Source organism: Paracoccus niistensis (assembly GCF_042432925.1).
GTDB classification, from domain to species: Bacteria; Pseudomonadota; Alphaproteobacteria; order Rhodobacterales; family Rhodobacteraceae; genus Paracoccus; species Paracoccus niistensis.
Genome location: NZ_JBHLWE010000004.1, coordinates 44,294 through 68,499, shown reverse-complemented (window position 1 = coordinate 68,499; position 24,206 = coordinate 44,294). Strand labels below are relative to the sequence as shown.

Below are 24,206 nucleotides of genomic sequence, written 5' to 3'. Positions count from 1 at the left end.
GCGCCGCGGGACCCTTGGCCTTACTGCGGCTTGCGGTCGGCGGGCGCGGTGTCGTCGATCCAGATCTTGTCGTAGTCCTGGATCGCCAGTTCCTGCGGGTTGCCCTTCAGCCCGTGCACCCAAGGCTGATAAGCCATCACCGCCTTGTTGTAGTTGAAGAACCAGTAGGGCGCTTCCTCGCGGATGATGCCGTCGGCCTGACGGATCAGGTCGTTGCGCTTGGCCTCGTCGCGCTCCTGCTGGGCGGCCTCGTAGAGCCTGTCCACCTCGGGGTTGCTGAACTTGGTGTAGTTGCAGGCCGACTGCGCGGTCTTGCTGTAGAAGCAGCGCAGGATGTTCAGCGGGTCCGGGCCGCTCGACAGCGACCAGATGAACGAGGTGAAGTCGCCGCCCGTGATGCGGTCTTCCAGCACGGCGTTCTCGACCGGCTCGACGCTGGCGCGGATGTTGGCCTTGGACAGCATCGGGATGATCGCCTCGACGATCGGGGCGCCCCAGCTTTCGTTCTGGTTGGCGATCACCGGCAGGTCGATGCCGTCGGGGTGGCCCGCCTCGGCCAGCAGGGCCTTGGCCTTCTCGGGATCATAGGCATAGCCCTGCGCGTTCGGGTCGAAGGCGGGCGAGGTCGTAGGCATGAAGCCCACCGCCGGAAAGGCCTTGCCCTTGACCAGCTTGTCGATGATCAGCTGCTTGTCGATGCCGTAGTTGACCGCCTGGCGGACGCGCTTGTCGTCGAAGGGCGGCTTCGTGGTGTCAAAGCCGACGACGCGGGTGAACAGCTCGGCGACCTCCAGCAGGCCCTTCGACAGATCGGGATCGGCCTGGTATTCCTGGTACTGCTGGCTGCCCAGGACCGAGACGTCGATCTCGCGGTTGCGGAAGGCCACGTCGCGGGCCGCCGCCTCGCCCATGATCATGATGTTGAGGCGGTCGAGGTAGGGCTGGTCATCCTGGCCGAAAAAGCCCTCGAACCGCTCGAAGCTGACGCGAGAGCCGGGAACATGCTCGACGAAGCGGAAGGGCCCGAGGCCGACCGGCTGGGTCGCCTGCGTGCTGCCGTCCACGTTCGACGGATAGATTGGGACATAGTTCTGCATCAGGTCGAAGCCGGGGTCCTGGCTTGCCGTGAAGGTGATTTCCAGCGTGTGGTCGTCGATCTTCTTCAGGCCCGACATCTCGGTCGCGCTGCCGCCCTGGACTTCGTCGAAGCCGTTGATGCGCGAGATGAAGTTCGCGCTGGGCGATGCCGTCGCCGGGGTGGCGATGCGGTTGTAGCTGAAGATGACGTCGTCGGCCGTGAAGGGCTTGTCATTGTGGAACACCGCGTCGCTGCGCAGCTTGTAGGTATAGGTCAGCCCGTCATCGCTGACGCTCACCTCGGTGAACAGGTCGGGCTCGGGCTTGCCGGTCTCGGGGTTCCACTTGTACAGGCTGCGATGCATCGCATGGGCCACGATCTCGGTCTGGACCTCGGCCGAGGCGGTGATGTCCAGCGTGCCCACGCTGCTGCCGTAGGGCGCCGTGAAGTTCAGCGTCCCGCCCCGTTGCACCTCTTGCGCCCAGGCAGGCGCGCACAGCGCGGTTCCCGCCAGCAGCAGGGCACCGATGGTGGCTCTGATCGTCATCGTCATTACTCCCCAGTTTATTGTTGTTTGTGTCGTCAGGCGGCGTTGCGGTCGAAAGCCACGCGGCCGCCCAGCACCGTCAGTTCGCAGGCGGTGTCGTTCAGGATCTGCTCGGGCGTGGCGGTCAGAAGATCGCGCGAGAAGATCGCGATGTCGGCCACCATGCCCGGCTGCAGCCGGCCCTTGAAACCGTCCTCGTGCGCCAGCCAGGCCCCGTTCTCGGTATAGACCGTCAGGGCGGTTTCGTTGTCCACGGTCTCGCGCGCGTCCATGACCGTGCCCTTCCAGGTCCGGCGGGTCAGCATCTGGTGCAGGTTCGGGCGCGGATCGGTGCGGCAGACGGGCGAGTCGCTGCCCGTTCCCGGCCGGAAGCCCATGTCGAGCCATGTCTTCAAAGGGGAACAGCCTCGCGTCACCTCCTCGTCCATGACGGCAAGATAGCTGTCGCCAAAATCATGGACGAAGACCTGCTGGGGCGAGGGCGCGATGCCCGCGGCCTTCATGCGGGCGTGCTGCTCGGGCGTGGAAAAGCCGCAATGCTCGACCCGGTGGCGGCGATCGGGGTCGGGATGGGCCGCCAGCACCTTTTCATAGGCGCCGATCAGCTGGCCGATGGCCATGTCCCCGATGGCGTGGCAGGCCAGTTGGTAGCCCCGCGCGTGGTAATCCGCGACCAGCCCTTCCAGCTGCTGGGTCGGCAGCATCTGCACGCCGAAGTTGTCCGGCTGGCCGCGATAGGGCCGGCTTACCCATGCGGTTCGTCCCCCCAGTGAGCCGTCGAGGAAAATCTTGACGGCACCCACCCGCAGCATCTCGTCCCCGACCCCCGTGACAAGGCCCGCCTGAAAGCAGGGCTCGACGATCGAGGTGCCGGGATCGCCCAGCAGCGTCAGCGAGACGCGCACCGGCAGGCGTCCGTCGCGCCGGGCAAGGTGATAGGCGCGGATTTCGTCCATGCCCGCGATCATGCCGACGGCGGCGTCCATGCAGCTGGTGATTCCATGTGCCAGCAACTGCCGCCCGCCCGCCTCGATGGCGTCGATCAGCTCCTCCATTCCCGGCGTCGGAATGTGGTTGCTGACCAGGTTCTGGGCATTCTCGGCCAGCATCCCAGTCAGGGTGCCGTTCTCGACCTCGACCACGCCGCCCTCGGGGGCGGGAGTCGCGGCGGTCACGCCGGCGATCTCCAGCGCGCGGCTGTTGGCGACCGAGACATGGCCGCAGGCGCGCGTCAGCCACACCGGATGATCGGGCGCCGCAGCGTCCAGTTCCGTCCGGTGCGGGTGGCGGCCGATGTCCAGCTTCTGCTGCTCGTAGCCCCGCGCCCGGATCCAATCGCCCTTGGGGGTGACGGCCGCCCGCGCCCGGATCGCGTCGAGCAGGGCGTTCAGCGTCGGCGCGGCCGGCGGCGAGGCATCGACATGACCCAGCACCAGCCCGGTCGAGATCAGGTGCAGGTGGTCGTCGTAAAGCCCCGGCATGGCGAAGCGCCCGTCCAGCTCCACGACACGGGTGTTCGCCCCGATCAGCGGCGCGATCTCGGCCTCGCTTCCCACCGCCAGAACCCTGCCGCCCCAGGCTGCCAGCGCCTGCGCGACCGGCAACCCCGCCCCGCACCAGATTGTGCCGCCTCTCAGGACGAGATCCGCAACCGGGCCCATTGATCCTCCGGGATGTTCCGTCCGGGGCAGGTTAGCCGTTGGTGCGGAGGTGGCAAGGAAACTCTCTGAAAAAATCCTCTTGTGTTTTCAGCGGCTCCGGCACAGCCTCGCGCCTCGCCGAAGGCGGGGAGCCCACGAATGAAAGTCTTCATCAGCGCCGACATGGAAGGCACCGCAGGCATCACCTGCTGGCCCGAGACCGAGCGCGACAAGCCCGAGTATCCCGAGTTCCAAGAACTGATGACCGCCGAGGTGGTCGCCGCCTGCGAGGGCGCCCTGCAGGCGGGCGCGACCGAGATCGTCATCAAGGACGCCCATCACACCGGGCGCAACCTGCTGGTGGACCGGCTGCCGCCGCAGGTGCGGATCATTCGGGACTGGGCGGGCCATCCCCATTCGATGATGTTCGGCATCGACGGCGACTGCGCGGCGGCGATCTATACCGGCTATCACGACGCGGCCGGCACCGACAGCAATCCGCTGGCGCACAGCTTCAACGGCAAGGTCATGCGCCTGACGATCAACGGCGCGCTTGCCTCGGAATTCACCGTGAACGCCCTGACCGCGGCCTCGCTGGGCGTGCCCTCGGCCTTCCTGTCGGGCGACAGCGGCATCTGCGCGGCGGCGGCTGGGTTGGCACCGGGGATCGTGACGGTCCCTGTCAGCCAGGGCTTCGGCCCCGCCACCTCCTCGGTGACCCCCGTCCGCGCCCGCGAGCTGATCCGCGAGGGGGTCGCGGCGGCCCTGTCCGACCTGCCGTCCCGCAGCCATCACCCGCTGGCTGACCAATGGGAGGTCGAGGTGGAGTTCGCGACCCCGCGCGACGCTTATCGCGGCAGCTTCTTCCCCGGCGTCGACTACCCCGAGCCCCGCCGCCTTCGTTTCACCCGCGACGACTGGTTCGAGGTGCTGCGCACGCTGCGTTTCCTGTGGTGAAACGGCAGGGCTGAGCGGGGGCGGCGGCCCGCTCGCCTTCAGGAAGGCTGCGCTTTCTCAAGGCCCGGACAGGGCGGAAAATACCTCCAAGCGCCTGGATCGCTGCGGGGCGGGCTGCGATCCCCGGTCCGCCATCTGTCCTCGCGCCAGTATCCGCTGGTCTCCTCTGGGACGTGGAGGCGCTATCTATCGGACGCCGGTTGCAGCCACCGTCCTGCAAGGGACAGCGAGCTTCCGAAAAAATCTTCCGGCGCTCGGGAAGAAAGCCGCCTTCTGTTCCGTCTATCTTTCCAGGATGACCCGACGCGACCCGATCCTTGCGCTTCTGACGCCCTTGCGGCGCTATGCCTTCGCCCTGACCCGCGACCGGGCCGAGGCGGATGATCTCGTGCAGGACGTGCTTCTGCGCGGGCACGAGCAGCGGCGGCAACTGGCTGCGGGGCAGGCGTCCGGACCTTGGCTGCGGGGCATCCTGCGCAACCGCTTCCTCGACCGACGCCGCCAGAGCCAGAGCGTCAGCCGCCGCGAGGCGGCTTATGCCGAACTGAGCCCCCGCGCCATCGAGGCGCCGCAGGACAGCGTCCTGCGCCTGTCGCAGTTGCGGCAGGCCTTCATGGACCTGCCGGACGACCAGCGCGAGGCGCTTCAGCTTATCGCCATCGAGGGGCTGTCCTATGCCGAGGCAGCCGCCCTGATGGGCGTCGCGCCGGGCACGGTGATGTCGCGCGTCTCGCGCGCCCGCGCCCGGCTCCGGGCCTACGAGGAAGGCGAGGCGCCCGCGCGGCCCTCGCTCAGGCTGGTGGGAGGTCAGGGTGCTGAAAGATGATCCGCAGATCACCGAACTGGATCTGGATGCCTATGTCGACGACCAGCTGTCCGACTTGCAGCGCTCCGAGATCGAGGCGCATCTTGGCCGGAACCCCGAGGCCGCCGCCCGCGTCATGCGGGACATGGCGCTGCAGCGCGAGTTGCGCCGGGCGCTTGCGCCGCCGCCCGCGCCGCCGACCCTGCTGAAGGCGGGGCGTCAGCTGGCGCGGGCACGCAGGCGCGACGCCCGGCTGCGCCGGATGCTACGCCTTGTGCCGGCGCTCATGCTGGTGTCGCTGGGCTGGCTGGCCCATGCCGGGCTGACGCCCCTGTCGGTGCGCGAAAGCCAGGCCTCCACGCCGACGCCGCCCATGGTCACGGCCGCACTTTCGGCCCACGAGGTCAGCCTTCTGCGTGCGGCCATGTCCTCGCAGCCCGAAAGCGCGCTTCTGGATCCCGACGAGCTGCGCGCGGCGACGGGCATCCGCCTTCCGGGCTTCGATCCGTCCTGGACGGTGCGTGACGCGCAGGTCTTTCCCTCGCCCCAGGGGCCGGGGATCGAGATCCTGTTCGACAGCCCCGGGCTGGGGCAGGTCAGCCACTTCGCGGTGCGCACGGGCGGCTTCGAGGTCACCATGCCGCGCGCGCACGAGGCCCCGGGCCAGAGCATCACCTGGTTCCAGATCGGCGAAACGGCCCATGTCCTGATCGCCGGTGCCGGCCGGGCCGATGCGCTGCTGGAGGCCTCGCAGAGCCTGTCGGACACGCTTTACTGATCCCAACCTTCGGAGCTTGCCATGCAACCCCTACGCCAGACCGGCCACAGCGCCGGCTTCGCACCTGCCGCCGTCCGCGACGACGGCCTGCGCGCGCATATGCTGCGCATCTACAACTACATGGGCCTGGGCCTTCTGGTGACAGGTCTTGTGGCCGTGCTGGTCGCCTCGGTCCCGGCGATCTACGTCCCGATCTTCGGCACGCCGCTCAAATGGGTGGTCATGCTGGCGCCGCTGGCCTTCGTGATGTTCCTGTCCTTCCGGATCGAGACCGTCTCGGGCGCCACGGCGCAGGCGCTGTTCTGGGCCTTCTGCGCGGTGATGGGGCTGTCGCTCGCCTCGATCTTCCTTGTCTTCACCGGCGCCTCGATCGCGCGGGCCTTCTTCGGCGCGGCCGCCATGTTCGCGGGGATGAGCCTTTACGGCTACACCACCCGGCGCGACCTGTCGAAGCTCGGCAGCTTCCTGATCATGGGCCTGATCGGCGTGGTCATCGCCAGCATCATCAACATCTTCCTGGGCTCTTCGGCGGTGCAGTTCGCCATCTCGATCATCGGCATCCTGGTCTTCGTCGGCCTGACCGCCTGGGACACGCAGTCGATCAAGCTGGCCTATGCCGAGCACCATGACGCCGAGACGCAGCAGAAGCTGGCCGTGATGGGCGCGCTGTCGCTGTACCTGAACTTCATCAACATCTTCCAGCTTCTGCTGAGCCTGACCGGCCAGCAGGACGAATGACGCAGGAAAGAAGAAGGAGAATACGTCATGGATCACAACGACAGGCAGGCCATCGAGGGTCTGTTCGGCAAGCTGTCGCAGGCCAGCCGCGCACAACCGCATCGCGACCCCGAGGCCGAGACCCTGATCGCCGACCTGATCGCCCGCAATCCGGGCGCGGCCTACTACCTGGCCCAGACCGTGATCGTGCAGGAACACGCCCTGAACTCGGCCCAGCAGCAGATCCAGGAACTGGAGCAGATACAGCGCCAGTCCCCGCAGGGCGGAGGCATGTTCGGGCGCCTGTTCGGCGGCGGCCAGCCGCAGCCGCAGCGGCCGATGGCACCGCGTGCGCCGCAGGGCTACGGGCAGCCGCCGCAACCGGGGCAGGGGGCCGGACCATGGAGCGGCGGCCGCCCGGCGGGCGGCGGCGGCTTCATGGCAGGCGCGGCGCAGACCGCCATGGGCGTGGCGGGCGGCGTGCTGCTGGGCAACGCCATCGGCAGCATGTTCGCCGGCGACGCGGCCGCATCCGAGCCCTCCGCCGAGGAGCCGATGGAGGAAGAGGCCGGCTATGACGAGGCCGGTTTCGACGACGGCGGCGACGACTTCGAATAAGCGGCAGCAGTCATGCTGCAATCTCCTCCGCGCCAGGCGGCGCGGGGGAGGACCGAAGGCAGGCAGCCGATGTCGCGCCTGAACGACGAGAGTGCCGCGCGGAGGTTCCGGGGCAGAGCGGCGGTTTCGGCTTGAGCAGGCCCTCGATACACCCTCTCACGCCGCTGTCCTCCGGGCCTGTGAACAGGGGCCGAAGACGGCTCCGGCATCCACGCCCTGTCATTCCCGCAGGGTGAAACCTGTCACGGCGGGCTGTCGCGTCCTGCAAGGCGAAGGCCGCCAACAGCTTCCTTACGGTGTGTCAGTACGGATGGCTCATTTTGGAAATCCCCACTGCGCCGTCTGGACGGCCGATTGCCGAGCAATGCCAGATGCCCGCGATGCGGCCGCCGTCCCTTGACGGGCAGGACCGGGCGCGCTTCCTTGCCGCGGCCCGGCAAGAGGAGGCGCAGATGGAACAAAGACGGCTCGGTACCCGCACTGTCGGGGCCGTCGGCTTCGGCACCATGAGCTTCGGCGGGATCTTCGGCCCCACGGACGAGGCGACCTCGCTGGCCTGCCTCGACGCCGCGGCGGATGCGGGCATCACCCATTTCGACACGGCCGACATCTACGGCATGGGCCTGTCCGAGCGGATCATCGGCAGATGGGGGCGCCGCGACATCCATCTGGCCACCAAGTGCGGCATCGTCACCGGGCCGCCGCGGACGGTCCGCAACGACGAGTCCTACATCCGCCAATCCCTCGAAGCCTCGCTGCGGCGGCTCGGGCGCGAACATGTGGACCTGTATTACATCCACCGCCGCCAGCCCGAGATCCCCGTCGAGGACCTTGCCGGGACGATGGGCAGGCTGGTTCACGAGGGAAAGATCGGCGGCTATGGCCTTTCCGAGGTCGCGCCCTCGACCCTGCGCCGCGCCCACGCCGAGCATCCGGTGACTGCGGTCCAGAACGAGTTCTCGCTCTGGACGCGCCTGCCGCAGCTCGGCCTGATCCAGGCCTGCAGGGAACTGGGCGTGGCCTTTGTCGCCTTCTCTCCGCTGGGGCGAGGGATGTTCGGGCGCGAGCCGCTGAAGCGTGCCTTCCGCACCGGCATCGACTTCCGCGACACCAACCCGCGTTTCCTCGAGCCGAACTTCTCGGCCAACCTTTCGGCCATCGCGCCCTTCCGCGCCCTGTGCGCCGCGCGGGGCTGGTCGGTTCCGGGAACGGCGCTTGCCTGGGTTCTGGCGCAGGGGGATCACATCATTCCGATCCCCGGCACGCGGAGAGCGGAGCATCTGCACGACTGGCAGGTTCCGCGTCTCGACCCGGCCGACATTGCAGCGATCGAGCGCGTCCTTCCTGCCGGTTTTGCCCATGGCGACCGCTACGGCGATCACCAGATGGCCTTCGTCGAGCGTTACTGCTGAGGGCAGTGGCCGCGCGGTTTCGAAGCACCGCGCTGACACCGCAGATATCATCCTTGGTGAGCGCCACAGCTCGGCAGGTGCCGAACCCCTGTGCACGGAGAAAGACGACCGGCGGGGGGCCGCCGCTCGTCCTGTGTGCAAGTGTCGATGCCACCCAAACGGCTCACCGCGCCCTCGATCTCAACGCCGGGGTAACGGATCGTGCTCCCCATCTCGTCCCGGAGTGAACCGGGCCGGGCAAAGGCGGTCCTGTTGGGGAACTGGGTGGCCTTGGTCCGCCACATGGATCGCCTGCCACAGGTGCCGGGCTCCAGCCTGACAGCGCCGCGAGACGCGTGGCTCGTCAGGCCTTGGTCACCACGATCTCGGCATATTCCGAAGGCAGCCGCAGGGTGCCATCCGTGGCCGAGTTGAAGCGCGCCATCGCGGCCAGCAGGTCGTGCTCGAGCCCCTGCTGCCCTGCCGCATCCAGCGCCAGGAAAGCCTTGTGGATCGGGCCGTAGAAGCGGCGGAACTCGTCCAGAAAGTCCTGCGGCGAGGCGTAGCGGAAGACGAAGGACTTCGGGGTGAAGGTGATCGCGCTGGTAGTCGGGCCGAAGGTCGCCTCGATCCAGGCGCGGTCGCCCCAGCGGGAGGGCGGCTTTAGGCCCGCAGGCGGGGGCATGTAGTGGCCGAGCGTGCGGAACACCTCGCCGATGAAGCTGTCGGGTGTCCAGTTGGCCAGCCCGATCCGGCCTCCGGGACGGCAGACGCGCAGCATCTCGGCCGCAGCCCGGTCCTGGTCGGGGGCGAACATCACGCCGAAGGTCGAGGTCACGGCGTCGAAGCTGCCGTCTGCAAAGGGAAGCGCCTCGGCATCGGCAACCTGGAAGGCAACGGGCAGCCCTTCGGCCTCGGCGCGCTGGCGCCCCCGATCCAGCAGCGCAGGCACGTAGTCGGTGGAGACCACCGCCGCCCCGCGCCGGGCGAGCGCAAGGGTCACGTTGCCGTTGCCGGCCGCCACGTCCAGCGCACTTGCGCCCGCGGGCAGGTCCATCGCCTCGGCCAGCGTCTCGCCCACGATCTGCAGGGTGACGCCGATGCGGGCGTAGTCGCCGGATGCCCAGGCGGCCTGCTGGCGTGCCTTTATGGCGCCGTAATCGGGATGGGAGACGTCGGGAGCGGTTGGTGTCATGGTCATGCCTGAGTCCTCCAAGGGATGGCTTCGTGTCCGGGATCAGTCTGTCGGGATCCTGGACCGGGCCGAAGATAGCTGCCGCTCCATGGCCGTGCTTGAGGACAGCGTGGGGATTTCGTGGTAAGATCGCGGGGCCTGCAAAGGACCGGGGCGATGATCTACCGCCTGGGCGAGTTCTGCCTTGATACGGGCCGCGCGGAACTGTCCGGACCCCACGGCCCGGTCGCGCTTGAGCCGAAGGCCTACGACCTGCTGCTGCTGCTCGTGGAACGGCGGGACCGGCTCGTCACACGGGAAGAGGCGATCGAGGCCGTCTGGGGTGGGCGCTTCATCTCGGACGCGGCGGTTTCGACCGTGCTCAAGTCCCTGCGGAAGGCGCTGGGCGACGACGGCACGGCGCAGCGGTTCATCCGCACGATGCGCGGTCGTGGCTTCCGCTTCGTGGCGGATGTGTCGCACCAGCCGGCTGCGGGCCGGCCCCGGGTCGCAGAGGAGAGCGGCGCGGCAACCGGTGCCGGACAGGTTGGTTCCAAGCCGTGCGTCGCCATCCTGCCGTTCCGCCAGGTGGGGCCATCCGGCGGGTTCGGGGTTGTCGCGGACGCGGTGCCGGCCGACCTGATCGCCGGCCTGTCGCGTCTGCGGTGGCTTCAGGTTCTGGCGCAGGAGACGACCTTCCGTCTGCGGAGCACGGAGTCGCCGCAGTTCGGTACCCTCGGATTGGGCGCGACCTATGCGCTTTCCGGGACGATCGAGCATGCGGCGCGCAGGATCGTGACCTCGATCGAGCTTTCGGATCTCCGATCCGGGACCGTCGTCTGGGCCGAGCAATTCCATGGCAGCCTGGAGAACATTCACCAGACGCGGGGGGACATCGCGACCGCCGTTCTGGCCGCGCTCGAGATCCAGATCCCCCTGAACGAAGCCCTGCGCGCCCGGTCCTGCCCGACCGAGCAACTGGACGCCTGGGCAGCCTATCACCTCGGGCTGCAGCACATCTTCCGTTTCACCGAAGCCGACAATGCCATCGCCACCGGTTACTTCGAGCGTGCGACGCGTCTGGACCCGAACTTCGCCAGCGCCTTCGCGGCCCTCTCCTTCACCAGCTACCAGTCGGCGGCGATGAGATGGACGCAGGACCGCCCCTTGGCCGTGGCGCAGGCGCAGGCCCATGCCGAACGCAGCCTTGATCTCGACCCGCTGGACCCCTTTGCAAATCTTGCCGAAGGACGCCTGTTCCTGCTGCTCGACCGGCCCGAGGACGGCAGGCCGTGGCTCGACCGGTCCGTGCAGCTCAGCCCGAGCTATGCCAAGGGCTATTACTCGCGCGGCTTCGCCGCCATGCTGGCCGGCCGGACAGCGGACTGCCTTGGCGACATGGACCATGCCATTGCGCTGAGCCCGCTTGATCCGATGCTTTGCGCCATGCAGGCCTGCAAGGCCGTGGCCCTGCTTGCCGCGGGACGCCCTGACGAGGCGGTCGTCTGGGCGAACAGGGGCGCACGGGCGCCCCATGCCCATATTGCCATGCTGATGATCGCCGTGGCGGTCTGCCTGCGGGCCGGGGACAGTTCCGGCGTCCGGACCTGGCAGGCCGTCCTGCGCACCCGCTACCCCGGCGCAAGCCTGCAAAGGTTCTTCACGGTGCTGCCCTTCACGGACGCCGCGCTGAGGACAATGCTCGGGGATGCGCTGCGGGAGGCGGGAACGCCCGAATAGGGTGGATGCCCCCGCGATGTACTCCTCGCGCTGCCAGGCTTTGCGGCGACACTTGCGTTAATGATGCAGCGGCAGCGGCTTCAGGCTGCGCAGGTACAGTATGACCGCATCAAGATCGTCCGAGGTCATCCTTGCCAAGTAGGCATACGGCATCGGCGGCATCATCGGCGTTCCGTCCGGATGGACGCCTTGCGTGATCATCGCCTTCAATTGCTCGTCGCTGTATCTGGCAATGCCATCCTCCGGATGGGGCGTCAGGTTCGCGGCAACGGAGATACCCCACGGCCCGCGGAACTCGAAGCCGCCGGCCCCGGCATGGGTTTCAAGCATCGGACCCTGCGGACCATGCGGCGTGTGGCACTCCATGCGATGCGCCACGGGTCCGGCGAGATAGGCGCCATATCCCACGGTCACCCCCTCTTCGGGATGGGCGACGCTGACGACCGGCGGTCCGTAGTCGGGTGGAAGCGGGATGTTGTAGACACTGTCCGGCTGCTCGCCTTCCACGGCCGGCACCGTCCTGAGGTAGGCCACGATGGAATGCACGTCATCGTCCGACAGCCCGCGATAAAGCGCAAAGGGCATCGGCGGCCCGATCAGTGTTCCGTCAGGCCGCCGCCCTTCGCGGATCGCCCGAACAAGTTCCTCGTCCGTCCAGCGCGCCATCCGCCCGCCGGGCGTGATGTTTGGTGCATAGGCGGTGAAGGCCGGGTTCTCGTCCACCAGACGTCCACCGAGCGCCCTGGAGAAGTCGGGTCCCTCGGGCCCGAGCGGCGTATGGCAGTTGCCACAGCCTGCCGGACCCGTGACCAGGTATTCGCCTCGCGCGACCGACGGGGCTGCGGCGACAGCATCCGGGCAGAGCAGGGGCATGATCCCGACTCCTCCGAGCAGCAGGACTTTGAACACGATCAACCCTCCAACTCCGGTGCAACAGGTGCCGGCAGCGTAGATTTATCAGATTTCCAGGCTTCAGTCGTCCGAATCGCCATGTCCGCCAGCCGGGCAGCGGCAGAGGTCGAAGGGCGGAAGGCGCATCCAGATCCTGCCCGCCGATGGGCATACCGGCTTGCTCGACCGGGGAACCGTTCAGCGCCTCTGCACTTGAGCGTCGGGACGATTTGAAGCGAGGACCAGGGATGCCGAGGGAACCCCGGAACGGAACCAGGCGCGCGGGCCGCGGGCGATGACGGTCAGGGTCTTCGGCAAGGCCGACCCGGCCACCCTCGCCCAGGCAGAGCGCTGCGCCGTCGATGCAGAGGCCATGCTGCTGATGGCCGATAACCACAAGGGCTACGGCATGCCCGTCGGCGGCGTCGCAGTCTACAAGGACAAGGTTCCGCCCGCGGGCGTGGGGTTCGACATTGCCTGCGGGAACAAGGCCGTCCTGACGAACCTCAGCCTCGGCGACATCGAGGGCCGCCTTTCGCGGCTCGCCGACGAGATCTATGCAAGCCTGTCCTTCGGCATCGGGCGCAAGAACGCCACGCCTGTCGTTCACCGTGTCTTCGACGATCCGGCCTGGGACGAGGTCGGGTTCCTCAAGAGCAACCCCGATCTCAAGAAGAAGGCGCTGGACCAGCTTGGAACGATCGGCTCGGGCAACCATTATCTTGACGTCTTCGCCGACGAGGCGGACCGGATCTGGGTCGGGGCGCATTTCGGGTCGCGCGGACTGGGCCACGCCATTGCCACGCATTTCATGAAGCGCGCCGGCGACAACCCGAACATCGTGGATGAGACCCCGAACACGCTGGATGTCGGCAGCCGCCACGGGCGCGACTACATCCGGGCGATGCGGCTTGCGGGTGACTATGCCTATGCCGGTCGGGACTGGGTATGTGAAACCGTCGTCGGCATCCTGGGCGGCAGGATCATCGAGGAAGTTCACAACCACCACAACTTCGCATGGCAGGAAACCCATGGCGGAGAAAGCTACTGGGTCGTTCGAAAAGGCGCCACCCCGGCCTTCCCCGGTCAGCGCAGCTTCATCGGGTCCTCGATGGGCGACGTTTCGGTCATCGTCGAGGGCGTGGACAGCGAACTTTCACGCGCGGCCTTCTATTCGACCATCCATGGCGCGGGGCGGATCATGTCTCGCACCAGGGCTGCCGGCAAGCGGCGCAAGCGCATCGTCGAGCAAAAGCAGCCGGACGGCAGGGTGAAGAAGATCACCGAGTGGTACACCGAGGGTGGGGCGGTGGACTTCGAAGCGGTGCGGCTCAGGATCGCGCAATCGGGCACCCATCTTCGCGGCGCGGGCGCTGACGAGGCCCCCGAGGTCTACAAGAAGCTGGCCGACGTTCTTGCCCATCATGGCAGCACCGTCCGGATCATCCACACCCTCAGGCCGCTGATCGTCTGCATGGCCGGAGGAAACGAGTTCGACCCTTACAAGGACTGACCATCGCCGCTGCCCGGCACGGCCCGGTGCTGAAGGACGATGAGGGGAACGACCGCGCGTGTCTTTCGCGGCGCCTGGTTCCAGCCGGGCACCTCGACCCATTTCGGCTCGGCTGGCTGCATGGGCGCGCAGAACCGGGACGAGTTCCCGACCGCGATGGAGCGCTTCCTGGTGCCTTGGGTCTGTACCACACAGGCATCCCGGCAACTGTGCAGCAAGGCGCGCCGATGGCCTTTCAAAAGGGGCGTTCATTGAGCCTGCCCAGACAGGACAGGATCGTGCCCGTTCAAGGCAAACCGGCAGAGGGCAGGGGCGCTTCGCCGCCGTCGCCAAGGGCAACAGTGATCGTTTTGCTGCCTATGCGGTCAGGCTGAGGGGCAGGGTCCGACGCAGCGTAGCCGGGGGTCGTCTGCCGGTTCAGGGGGGCGGAGCCAGCCCATGTCCTGCCTGCGCAAATGCCTCGCTGGTTCCACGGGGCAGGTAGGTCCCCGTGGGTTCGGCCATCGGGACGCCGTCCAGCGCGATGGCGCGCCCGCGCAGGAGGGTGCGGACCGGCCAGCCGGTGACCTCCAGCCCTTCATAAGGCGTGTAGTCGCAGCCGTGGTTCAGGTCGGCCTGCCGGATCCTGCGGGTCAGGGTCGGGTTCCACAGCGTCAGGTCGGCGTCCGCACCGACGGCGATGCTGCCCTTCTGCGGATACAGACCGTAAAGCCGCGCGGGGTTCGTCGAGGTCAGCGCGACGAAGCGTTGCAGGGTGATGCGGCCCTTGGACACGCCCTCGGAAAACAGGATCGGCAAGCGGGTTTCCACGCCGGGGATGCCGTTCGGCACCCAGCGGAACGAGGTGCGGGCGCGGGGATTGTTCTTGCCGGTGTCCGCCGGGCCCTCGAAGCGGAAGGGGCAGTGGTCCGAGGAGAACAGGTCGAAGGTCCCGTCGCGCAGCCCCTGCCAGATCGCTGCCTGGCTGTCGGTGTCGCGCGGCGGGGGCGAGCAGACGTATTTCGCCCCCTCGAAATCCATGTTCAGCCCGCGAAGGTCGTCGGCGGTCAGCGCGATGTACTGCGGGCAGGTTTCCGCGTGGACCTTGAGTCCGCGCGCCCGCGCCCACTGGATCTGCTCCATCGGTTCTCGACCCGAGACATGGACGATCACGATGGGCAGGTCGATCAGCTGGGCATGGCTGATGGCGCGGTGGGTCGCCTCGCGTTCGGCTATCTGGGCATGGGCCTGACCGTGGTAATAGGGGGCGGTCCGGCCCTCGGCCTCAAGACGGCGGGTCAGGTGCTTGATCGCATCATGCCCCTCGGCGTGGACCATGACCAGGGCGCGCTCACGCCGGGCGACCTCGAAGACGTCCAGCAACTGGGCGTCGTTCAGCACCAGGTCGTCATAGGTCATGAAGACCTTGAACGAGGTGTAGCCGTCCCGCACCAGTGCCGGCAGTTCCTGGCCCAGCACCTGCGGGCTAGGATCGCTGATGATCAGGTGGAAGGATACGTCCGTGTGGCAGCGGCCGTCGGCCTTGCGGTGATAGTCCTCGACGCAGGCGCGCAGGGACTGACCCCTGATCTGCAGGGCAAAAGGCAGGACCGTCGTGTTGCCGCCCGCCGCGGCCGAGCGCGTGCCGCTGGCGAAGTCGTCCGCCATGACCGTGCCGTCCGAAGTCGGCTGGTCCAGATGCACATGGGCGTCGATCCCGCCGGGCAGCACCAGCAGGCCGTCCGCGTCGATCGTCTCGGCCCCCGTCAAGGCATCGCCGATCGCGGCGATGCGGCCGCCTCGAACGCCGACATCCGCGCGGTAGCTGTCCGCGGCGGTGACGACTGTTCCCCCCCGGATGACGAGGTCCAGCGCGGTCATGCCGCCGCTCGGGCCAGGATCGAGGTCAGCGCCTCGGTCAGCCGGTCCACCTGCTCGACCGTGTTGTAATGCACCATCGAGACGCGCAGAACGCCGCCCGCGTGATCCTGTCCCAGGTGCTCGACCAGACGGCGCGAGTGGAAATCGCCAAAGCGCATGGCGATACCGTGGTCGTCCACCGCGCGAACGATCTCGCCCGAATCCCGGCCGTCGAACTTGAAGGCGATGGTGGGGACGCGGGTGCTGCCTTGGTTCGCCGCCTCGCCGATGATGCGGCAATCGTTGCGCGATGACAGCCAGGACAGCAGGCGGTCGGTCAGCATGTCCTCCTGCGCGGTGATCAGATCATAGGCGGCGGCGACCAGCGCGCGGCGGTCGCCGGTGGCGCCGTGATGGCGGGCAAGGGTGGTGAGGTAGTCCACGATCCCGTCGGTGCTGTAGGCGGATTCGTAGCTGGGGTTGCCGGGCTCCAGCTTTCCGGGGACTTTGTCCTTGCCGTAAAAATAATGGTACAGCCCGTCCAGCTCGGCCAGCAGGTCGTATTTCCCGTACATCAGCGCGCCATGCGGGCCGTAGGCCTTGTAGAGGCTGAAGACATAGTAATCGACGTCCCAGGCCCGCACGTCGATCAGCCGGTGGGGCGCATAGGCGACCCCGTCAACGCAGATCAGCGCGCCGCGCTCATGCACGAAGCGGGCGAAGTCGGCGACCGGATGCACCTTGCCCAGGATGTTCGACACATGGGTGACGCAGACCAGCCGCGTGCGGTCGGTCATCAGGGGGGCGAGGTCGGACAGCTGCAGATCCTGCGTCTGCGGATCCAGCGGCCAGACCTTCACGGTCACGCCGAGGTCCTTCAGCCGCATCCAGGGGCCGATGTTGCTTTCGTGGTCGGCCATGGTGACGATCACCTCGTCGCCCGGGCGGAACTGGCTGCACATGGCGGTGGCGAGATTCTGCAGCAGCACCGTGGTCGAGGGCCCGAAGACGATTTCCTCGGGGCGGGCGGCGTTGACCAGCGTCCGCGCGGCCTCGCGGCCCATTTGCAGCGCCTCGGCCGCGGCCTGCGAGACCGCGTAGCTGCCGCCGATCTGGACGTTGCGGTGGGTCAGGAACTCGACCACCCGATCCAGCGCCGGCTGGCAGATCTGCGATCCGCCCGCATTGTCGAAGAAGGCCCAGTCGTCGCGCAGCCTGGGAAACTGAGACCGGACGTGGTCCATGTCTAAAGATGTCATCTGTTCTTCGCCTTCAATGGTTCAGCACGGCACCGAGGAAGTTCGGGGTGCGCGGCTCGAGGGGGTTGGAAAGGACCTGGGCGGGCGGGCCCTGCTCGACGATCTGGCCCGCGTCCATGAAGATCACGCGGTCGGCGACCTGCGAGGCGAAGCCCATCTCGTGGGTGACGACGATCATGGTGACGCCGGTGCGGGCGAGGTCGCGCATCACGTCCAGCACCTCGCCCACCATCTCGGGGTCAAGGGCGCTGGTCGGTTCGTCGAACAGCATCACCTGCGGGTCCATGGCCAGCGCGCGGGCGATGGCGACGCGCTGCTGCTGGCCGCCCGACAGGTGCTCGGGATACTTGTCCGCCTGGTTGGCGATGCCCACGCGGGCCAGAAGCTGGTCGGCCCGCCGCGCGGCCTCGGCGCGCGGAATGCCGCGCACCCGGCGCGGGGCCAGCATGACATTCTCGCGCACGGTCAGGTGCGGGAACAGGTTGAAGGACTGGAAGACCATCCCCACCTCGGCCCGGACGCGGGCCAGCGCCCGTCCCGTGGCGACGGGGATGCCGTCCACGCGGATCTCGCTTTCCGGGGAAAAGCCTTCCAGCCGGTTGATGCAGCGGATCAGCGTGGACTTGCCCGACCCCGAGGGGCCGATCACGCAGACGACCTCGCCCTTGGCGACGTCGAGGTCGATGCCTCTCAGCGCCTCGAAGGTGCCATAGGATTTGCGCAGGTTCCGGATGCTGACAAAGCCGGGCATCTCAGCGCCTCCTTGCGGCAAAGCGGCGTTCCATCCGCGACACGGCGGCGACCAGGGGCCACAGGAACGCGACGTAGATCACGGCCGCCACGATCAGGGGCGTCGGGTTTGCAGCCAGCGCCTGCGCCTGCGTGGCCTGCTTCAGCAGGTCGGGCATCGCCACGACCGAGGCCAGCGCAGTATCCTTGACCACGTTGATCGAATTGTTGGTCAGCGGCGGAATGACGATCTTGACCGCCTGCGGCAGGATCACGTCCACCATGGTCTGCGTCGGGCTGAGCCCCAGGGCGGCCGAGGCCTCGAACTGGCCCTTCGGGATTGCCTCGATACCCGCGCGGAAGATTTCGGCCGTATAGGCGCCCGACACCAGCGTCAGCGCCGACATGGCCGACACGAAGGGCGACAGGCGCAGGCCGACGAAGGGCAGGGCGTAATAGACGACGATCAGCAGAACCAGCAGCGGGATCGAGCGGAAGATGTCGATGTAGACTCGCGCAAGCACCCGCAGGGGGGGCGCGGCGTAAAGCCGGACCATCGCCAGCCCCAGTCCCAGGACAAGTCCCGCCACGATGCTGGCCAGGCCAAGCTGCAGCGTGATCCACAGGCCCTGCATCAGCATGGGCATGCTGCGCCGCATGACCTCGGCGTTCAGAAAGGTGTCGAAAAGATCCATGTAATTCCTATGCCGGTGCTCCGCAGGCCCGGGGACGCGCCCCGGACCCGCGCGCCCCGGATCAGTTCAGCGAAGGCATCGGCAGCACGGTGATGGTCGAGGAGCCGGCGTCGGGCGCCACGCCGAACCATTTCTCGTGCAGTTCGGCCATGAACCCGCTGGTCTTCAGCTCGTCCAGCACCGTGTTCACGCGCGTCGCCAATTCCGCGTCCTTGGCGAACATCATCGAGTATTTCTCGCCCGTCTCGATCCGCGCCACGACCTTCAGGTTCGGCTTGTCCTTGACGTAGTAAAGTAGCGCCGGAATGTCGGAAATATAGCCGTCGATCCGCCCTGCCGTCAGATCCAGCATCGCCGGGGCCAGCCCCTCGTAGCGACGGATCTCGGCAAAGCCGTAGGTTGCCTGCTGCGCGCTGGCCCACATGTCGCCGGTCGAGCCGGTGTCCACGCCCACGACCTTGCCCTTCATCTCGTCAAGCGAGGCGGGGCCGCCCTCGGCCACGGTCAGAGACTGGTCGCTGTCGTAATAGGGCTGCGCGAAGCTGACCGACTTCAGCCGCTCGTCGGTGATGGTGATGGACGAGGTCGCGATGTCGATGCGGCCCGACTGCACCGCCGAGAACAGGCCGTTGAAGGGGATGTTCACCGTCTCGACCTCGGCCCCCAGGCGCTCGGCGATGGCGGCGACAAGGTCGATCTCGAAGCCCACGAACTTGCCCGAGTCGTCCTGGAACTCCCACGGAACGTTGCCGATGTTGGCGCCCACCGTCAGCTTGTCCTGGGCCACGGCAGCCCCCACCGAGCCCGCCAGCAGCGCCAGTGCCAGCCCCAGCCGTCGCATTCTGTTCCCGCGCATGATACTTCCCCGTTGTACTTGTTTTTGGTTTGACCGGGCAAACCGGTCTGACCAGTAATGAGCCGTGCGCAGGAAGGCTTTGCAACATTTATGTTGCCGGGTCAGCAGGGGGGACCGGAAGTGCCGCAGGAGGGGACGACGGACATGATGTGGGACAAGGGTCCGCTGACCGAGGCGATTGCCCGTCGTTTGCAGCAGATGATCCGGTCAGGCGAGTTGAAGCCGGGGCAGAAGCTTCCCTCGCAGCGGGTGCTGGCGGAACAACTGAACGTGTCGCGCCCTTCGCTGCGCGAGGCGCTGCTGACGCTGGAGACGCTGGGGCTCGTGCAGACCCTGCCCGCGCGCGGCACCTTCGTGCTGGACCCTGCGTCCCGCCCGGCCCTGCCTGCCTGGCGGTATGACGACGCGCATGACCTGCGGGACGTCTTCCAGACACGCATCCTGATCGAGGCGGAACTGTGCCGCCTTGCCGCGACGGCCATGACGCCCTCGGTCCTTGCGGATCTGAACGCCGCAGCCCAGGCCTTCGAGGAGGCCTGGACCTCCGGAGACCTGGTGGCCCATGTCGAGGCGGACCTGGCCTTTCACCTCGGCATCGCCACGGCCTGCCCCAACCGGATGCTGACGAACCTCTACCGGACGGTCCGGCAACTGGTGACCGAAACCCAGCGCCACCCCATCCCGAACACGAACCCCGACCGGATGCTGCAATCCATCGCCGAGCACTGGACGATCGTCGAGGCGCTGGAACGTGGCGACAGCCAGGCGGCAGGGGCAAGGATGCACGATCACGTCCGCAACACCGCGCGCGGCGCTGGAGTCCAGATTTGATTGAGACTTCGCTCGTCCGGGAAGGCGGTTGATCCTGATCCCCGCGACCGTTTTCATGACCCTTCGCAGGACGTCGGGCTTGCGGCGGCAGTGAAACGTGAGGGACTGATCGGGTCAACCAGCCTTGGCATGAAGCGCGTCGGCATGAGGGAGTCATCATGGCCCATGCCCGATGCGCAAGGGTCCTTGATCGAGTGATACACCAAGCATCGTTCCGGCACTGCCCGGAACCAGGCGGCCTAGGTTCGGAACATCGGGCCGAAGGGCCCGAACCCCGAACGGACCGGCCTGACGGGCAGGCCGGCCTTGTCACGTGTCAGAAGCCGACCGTATCCGCGCCCTTGAGCGCCAGCATGTCCCGCGCCTCGTCCGGGCTCGCGATCTCGAGGCCCAGACCCTCGATGATCTGCCGGACGGCGGTGACCTGTTCGGCGTTGCTGATGGCCAGGCGGCCGGGGCCGGCCCACAGCGAATCCTCGAGCCCGACGCGGACGTGACCGCCAAGCGCCGCCGCGATCGCCGCCACCGGAAGCTGGTTCTTGCCGGCGCCAAGGACGGACCAGCGGTACTGGTCGCCGAACAGCCGGTCGGCCGTGCGCTTCATGTGCATGACGTCGTCGTAATGCGCGCCGATCCCGCCCATCAGTCCGAAGACTGTCTGGATGAACAGCGGTCCCTTGACCAGCCCGGCATCGTGGAAGTGCTTGAGGTTGTAAAGATGCGCGGTGTCGTAGCACTCGAACTCGAAGCGGGTGCCGTTCGCGCCCAGAGTGGTGATGATGTGCTCGATGTCCGCGAAGGTGTTGCGGAACAGGATCCCCTTGTTGCCGAGGTATTCGCGTTCCCATTCGTGCTTCAGCTTGCTCTCGAAGCGGGCGAGCATCGGGAACAGGCCGAAGTTCATCGAGCCCATGTTCAGCGACGCCAGTTCCGGCTTCCACGTCGCGGCGGGGCGCACCCGGTCCTCGATGGTCATGGTCGGCGCGCCGCCAGTGGTGATGTTGACCACGCAGTCCGTGCGCTGCTTGATTACCTGCAGGAAGGGCGCAAAGGCCTCGGGGGTCTGGTCGGGGCGGCCGTCCTGCGGATCGCGCGCGTGAAGGTGGACGACGGCTGCGCCCGCCTCGGCGGCCCCGATCGCCGCTTCGGCGATTTCCGAGGCCGTGACCGGCAGGTGTTCCGACATCGACGGAGTGTGGATCGCGCCCGTGACGGCGCAGGTGATGATGACCTTGCGTTTGGCAGCCATGCTTACTTCTCTTCCTTCAGGGACTTCAGAAACTTGTCCAGCGCCGCCAGCTTCCTGTCGCGGCTGCGGCTGAGTTCGGCGACCCGGTCGCTGCCCGGCAGGGCCGCGGCGGTGATCTCTCCGGCCTTGCGCGTGAACGCCTCGCCCCGCGCGGCGCTGTCGCTGAGGCGCGCCATTGTCGGGCCGTAGCGGTCGAGGTAGTCCGCGACCCCGCCCGGTGCGTTCAGGTTGATCGTCGCGAGCGGCCCCAGCAGCGTCCAGCGCCGCCCCAAGCCGTGGCAGACCGTGTCGTCCAAGCCTTCAGGCGAGACGATCCCCTGTTCGACCAGGGAAAGCGCCTCGGCGAGCAGAACCGCCTGAAGGCGGTTCAGGACGAAGCCGTCGATCTCGCGCGACAGCCGCACGGGAACCTGCCGGGCATCCCGCATCAGCGCCTCGGCGCGATCCATGACCTCGGGCGCCGTGTCCGGGGAAGGGCAGAGCTCGACTACCGGGATCACATGGGGCGGGTTCACGGGATGGGCGACGATGATGCGGTGCCGTCCGTCGAGCCCTTCGGCGAACTGCGAGGCGACAAGGGCCGAACTGGAGGAGGCGAGGATCGTGTCCGGCGCCGCCAGCCGGTCGAGATCGGCATAGATGCGGCGCTTGATCTCGATCCGCTCGGGGCCGTTTTCCTGCACCCATTCCGCGCCTTCCAGCGCCGACTGCATGTCCGCTGCGATCGTGACGCGTGCCAGGATCGAGGGGTCTTCGCCCGCCTCGACGCAGGTCTCCTGCAGCCTGTCCATCGCGCTTGCCAGGGCTGCGGGGTCGGCGTCCCACACGCGGACCTCCAGTCCCGCCCTTGCAAAGACGATGGTCCAGGCTCTGCCGATCAGGCCGCAGCCGATGATGGAAACGGTCTTTGCCATGTTATCGATCCTTCTCCCGTTCCAGGGGCTCAAGCCTTGCCGGCAGTTTTTGCCGGCCCGTAGTCGCGCAGCGTCCGGCCCAGATCGGACGCTGCATCGGAAATGTCGCGGATGATGGCGGCCTGCAGGGCCGAAGCATCGCGCTCGCGCAGGGCAAGCTCGGCGGCGCGGTGGCTTTCCATCGAGCGGCCGAAGTGGTTCGGGGCCGTGACCGCCAGCCGGATCAGGGGGCCGACGCGCAGCCACATCCGCTCGATCACGCCCATCAGGATCGGGCGCGCGGCCGCGCGGTAGATCAGCGAATGGAAGCGCCAGTTGCTTTCCAGGTAGAGGTCCGCATCGCCTGTGTCGGCTGCACGCTGCATGACGGTGCAGGCGTTCGAGATGAGCCGCATCTGCGAAGGCCCGATGCCGTCAAGCGCCTGGGCGGCCGCAAGGCTTTCCAGGTTGATGCGGATGTCGCGGATGTCGATGAGCTCGGCTTCCGACAGGACCGGCACACGCAGGACGCGGTTGCCGCCGAAAACCTCGAGCCCGCCGTCGCTTTCCAGCTGGCGCAGGGCCTCGCGGACAGGGGTCACGCTGGTGCCGAGCGCAGTCGAGGCGCGGCGCAGGCTGATTTCCTCGCCCGGGCGGAAATAGCCGCTGATCAGTGCGTCCCGCAGCCGCGCATAGACCTGCGCCTGGGCCGTCGTGCCTTCGTCAAAGGTCAGGGGTCCCAGCCGGGACCAGCTGTCTGATTCACTGCCCCGGATCATGTCTCCTCCCCCAGAGTGTGATCTCAGTTTCGATGCAAACTGATCCTCAGTTCAACTAATGTCCAGCAAATAATAGGTATATTTGTGGGTTGACGGGGCCAAGGTTTGGAAACTAGCGTAACCGAGATCACGGATTTGGGGCTTTGATGAGCCTTGTTACGCAGCTTGAAGGAGGGGAGGTCCTGAAAATGCGGCACTTCAACATCATGGGAATCACGACCGTCATGGCTCTGCTGGGGTCGACCGCGCTGGCGCAGGAAAGCCGCACGTTCGACGTCAGTTTGGCGCTTGGCGCGCAGTCGCATCATGCCGTCGGCGTCCACAAGTTCGGCGAGGAGCTGGAGCGCCTGTCGGAAGGGCGGCTCAAGATCCGCCCTCATTACGACAACGCACTGGGCGCCGAGCGCGAGGTGGTCGAAGGCATCGGGCTTGGCCTGATCGACATGGGCGTCACCTCGACCGGCCCGATGGGCGGATTCACGAACGAGTTCCTGCTGTTCGACCTGCCCTACATCTTCCGCGACCATGCCCATGCCCACGGCTTCCTTGACAGCGAGCATGGCGATGCGCTGGCCCAGCGGCTGCAGGACGCGGCCGGGGTCAAGATCATCGGCTGGATGGAAAACGGCTTCCGCTACGAGACCAACAGCGTCCGCCCGATCAATGCGCTGGAAGACCTGAAGGGCATCAAGCACCGGACGCAGGAAAGCAGCGTTCAGGTGGATACCTGGACGGCGCTTGGCGCGAATGCCGCCCCCATGGCCTGGACCGAGGTCTTCACCGCGCTGCAGCAGGGCGTGATGGAAAGCCAGGAAAACCCGATCCCGACGATCTACGACGTCAAGTTCAACGAGGTTCAGGACTACCTGGCCATGACCCAGCACGTCTATTCGCCGGCCCCGCTGATGATCGGCGCGCAGCTTTTCGACTCTCTCTCGCCCGAGGATCAGGCCATCGTCCTTGAAGCGGCCAGGATCGCGACGCCGGTCCAGCGCGCGGCTTCGCGCGAGATGGATGAGCGTCTGGTGGGCGAGCTGGAAGCCCTCGGGATGGAGGTCACCCGTCCCGATCTCGCGCCCTTCCGCGAGGCGGTGCAGCCGGTCATCGACAAGTGGAAGGACACCGTCGGGACCGAGCTGGTCGACGCCGCGGCGAACTTCCAGGCGGCGCAGTAACGACAAGGGGGGCGGAAGCCCCCCATTTCCTACATTCCCTCAGGAGGTCGCA

General features: G+C 67.3%; 22 protein-coding genes. 10 read left to right on the top strand and 12 right to left on the bottom strand.

The window, feature by feature from the left end; all coding sequences use genetic code 11:
• Nucleotides 1-20 precede the first annotated feature (20 nt).
• Both ACFFII_RS01380 and ACFFII_RS01375 read right to left on the bottom strand, forming a co-directional pair.
• Entirely contained in the window at nt 21-1,625 is a 1,605-nt protein-coding gene (locus tag ACFFII_RS01380; protein WP_377697094.1) for an ABC transporter substrate-binding protein, read from the bottom strand.
• Nucleotides 1,626-1,660: 35 nt separating this feature from the next.
• Complete coding sequence (locus ACFFII_RS01375; RefSeq protein ID WP_377697093.1) at nt 1,661-3,286, bottom strand: amidohydrolase; 1,626 nt, start codon at nt 3,284-3,286, stop codon at nt 1,661-1,663.
• Between the two features lie 138 nt (nt 3,287-3,424).
• Between ACFFII_RS01375 and ACFFII_RS01370 the strand changes: the two genes are divergently transcribed.
• From ACFFII_RS01370 to ACFFII_RS01345, 6 genes are all read left to right on the top strand, one after another.
• A complete protein-coding gene (locus ACFFII_RS01370; protein ID WP_377697092.1) occupies nt 3,425-4,222 on the top strand; it encodes a M55 family metallopeptidase in 798 nt (265 codons plus the stop codon).
• A 295-nt stretch (nt 4,223-4,517) separates the two neighbouring features.
• A complete protein-coding gene (locus ACFFII_RS01365; protein ID WP_377697091.1) occupies nt 4,518-5,048 on the top strand; it encodes a sigma-70 family RNA polymerase sigma factor in 531 nt (176 codons plus the stop codon).
• Entirely contained in the window at nt 5,035-5,805 is a 771-nt protein-coding gene (locus ACFFII_RS01360) for an anti-sigma factor family protein (protein ID WP_377697090.1), read from the top strand. The genes ACFFII_RS01365 and ACFFII_RS01360 overlap by 14 nt, the downstream gene beginning before the upstream one ends.
• 21 nt (nt 5,806-5,826) lie before the next feature.
• The gene (locus ACFFII_RS01355; protein ID WP_377697089.1) at nt 5,827-6,543 is read left to right on the top strand and encodes a Bax inhibitor-1/YccA family protein; all 717 of its coding nucleotides are present in this window, start codon (nt 5,827-5,829) and stop codon (nt 6,541-6,543) included.
• A gap of 27 nt (nt 6,544-6,570) precedes the next feature.
• Nucleotides 6,571-7,140, top strand: a complete 570-nt coding sequence (locus ACFFII_RS01350; RefSeq protein ID WP_377697088.1) for a DUF2076 domain-containing protein — start codon at nt 6,571-6,573, stop codon at nt 7,138-7,140.
• Between the two features lie 452 nt (nt 7,141-7,592).
• Complete coding sequence (locus ACFFII_RS01345) at nt 7,593-8,552, top strand: aldo/keto reductase (protein WP_377697087.1); 960 nt, start codon at nt 7,593-7,595, stop codon at nt 8,550-8,552.
• A gap of 343 nt (nt 8,553-8,895) precedes the next feature.
• Here ACFFII_RS01345 and ACFFII_RS01340 read toward each other — a convergent pair whose 3' ends face one another.
• A complete protein-coding gene (locus ACFFII_RS01340; protein ID WP_377697086.1) occupies nt 8,896-9,732 on the bottom strand; it encodes a class I SAM-dependent methyltransferase in 837 nt (278 codons plus the stop codon).
• A gap of 150 nt (nt 9,733-9,882) precedes the next feature.
• On the opposite strand from ACFFII_RS01340, the gene ACFFII_RS01335 reads away from it, so the two are divergent.
• Nucleotides 9,883-11,445 (top strand): winged helix-turn-helix domain-containing tetratricopeptide repeat protein, encoded by a 1,563-nt coding sequence (locus ACFFII_RS01335; protein ID WP_377697085.1) that lies wholly within the window; start codon nt 9,883-9,885, stop codon nt 11,443-11,445.
• 57 nt (nt 11,446-11,502) lie between these two features.
• Here ACFFII_RS01335 and ACFFII_RS01330 read toward each other — a convergent pair whose 3' ends face one another.
• Complete coding sequence (locus ACFFII_RS01330) at nt 11,503-12,318, bottom strand: c-type cytochrome (RefSeq protein WP_377697084.1); 816 nt, start codon at nt 12,316-12,318, stop codon at nt 11,503-11,505.
• Nucleotides 12,319-12,631: 313 nt separating this feature from the next.
• Here ACFFII_RS01330 and ACFFII_RS01325 point away from each other — a divergent pair, with 313 nt between their 5' ends.
• A complete protein-coding gene (locus ACFFII_RS01325; RefSeq protein WP_377697083.1) occupies nt 12,632-13,849 on the top strand; it encodes an RtcB family protein in 1,218 nt (405 codons plus the stop codon).
• 417 nt (nt 13,850-14,266) lie between these two features.
• Here the strand turns inward: ACFFII_RS01325 and hydA are convergent, their stop codons facing one another.
• The 5 genes from hydA to ACFFII_RS01300 form a co-directional block, all read right to left on the bottom strand.
• Complete coding sequence (hydA, locus tag ACFFII_RS01320) at nt 14,267-15,709, bottom strand: dihydropyrimidinase (protein WP_377697082.1); 1,443 nt, start codon at nt 15,707-15,709, stop codon at nt 14,267-14,269.
• Entirely contained in the window at nt 15,706-16,947 is a 1,242-nt protein-coding gene (locus tag ACFFII_RS01315) for a cysteine desulfurase-like protein (protein WP_377697081.1), read from the bottom strand. Before ACFFII_RS01315 ends, hydA begins: the two co-directional genes overlap by 4 nt.
• 13 nt (nt 16,948-16,960) lie before the next feature.
• Nucleotides 16,961-17,698 (bottom strand): amino acid ABC transporter ATP-binding protein, encoded by a 738-nt coding sequence (locus ACFFII_RS01310; protein WP_377697080.1) that lies wholly within the window; start codon nt 17,696-17,698, stop codon nt 16,961-16,963.
• A gap of 1 nt (nt 17,699) precedes the next feature.
• Nucleotides 17,700-18,371 (bottom strand): amino acid ABC transporter permease, encoded by a 672-nt coding sequence (locus tag ACFFII_RS01305; protein WP_377697079.1) that lies wholly within the window; start codon nt 18,369-18,371, stop codon nt 17,700-17,702.
• Between the two features lie 61 nt (nt 18,372-18,432).
• Nucleotides 18,433-19,227: a basic amino acid ABC transporter substrate-binding protein gene (locus ACFFII_RS01300; protein ID WP_377697078.1), complete on the bottom strand. Its 795-nt coding sequence runs from the start codon at nt 19,225-19,227 to the stop codon at nt 18,433-18,435.
• 144 nt (nt 19,228-19,371) lie between these two features.
• Between ACFFII_RS01300 and ACFFII_RS01295 the strand changes: the two genes are divergently transcribed.
• The gene (locus ACFFII_RS01295; protein ID WP_377697077.1) at nt 19,372-20,058 is read left to right on the top strand and encodes a FadR/GntR family transcriptional regulator; all 687 of its coding nucleotides are present in this window, start codon (nt 19,372-19,374) and stop codon (nt 20,056-20,058) included.
• 316 nt (nt 20,059-20,374) lie between these two features.
• Here ACFFII_RS01295 and kce read toward each other — a convergent pair whose 3' ends face one another.
• Genes kce through ACFFII_RS01280 form a run of 3 tightly spaced genes read right to left on the bottom strand, consistent with a single transcriptional unit; the run spans nt 20,375 to nt 22,979 of the window.
• A complete protein-coding gene (gene kce, locus ACFFII_RS01290) occupies nt 20,375-21,307 on the bottom strand; it encodes a 3,5-dioxohexanoate:acetyl-CoA acetone transferase (protein ID WP_377697076.1) in 933 nt (310 codons plus the stop codon).
• Between the two features lie 2 nt (nt 21,308-21,309).
• Complete coding sequence (locus ACFFII_RS01285; protein WP_377697075.1) at nt 21,310-22,221, bottom strand: 3-hydroxyacyl-CoA dehydrogenase; 912 nt, start codon at nt 22,219-22,221, stop codon at nt 21,310-21,312.
• 29 nt (nt 22,222-22,250) lie between these two features.
• A complete protein-coding gene (locus ACFFII_RS01280) occupies nt 22,251-22,979 on the bottom strand; it encodes a GntR family transcriptional regulator (RefSeq protein ID WP_377697074.1) in 729 nt (242 codons plus the stop codon).
• A 188-nt stretch (nt 22,980-23,167) separates the two neighbouring features.
• On the opposite strand from ACFFII_RS01280, the gene ACFFII_RS01275 reads away from it, so the two are divergent.
• Nucleotides 23,168-24,154 carry a TRAP transporter substrate-binding protein gene (locus tag ACFFII_RS01275; RefSeq protein WP_377697072.1) on the top strand — a complete coding sequence of 329 codons (987 nt, stop codon included), beginning with the start codon at nt 23,168-23,170 and terminating at the stop codon, nt 24,152-24,154.
• The last annotated feature ends 52 nt before the right edge of the window (nt 24,155-24,206 follow it).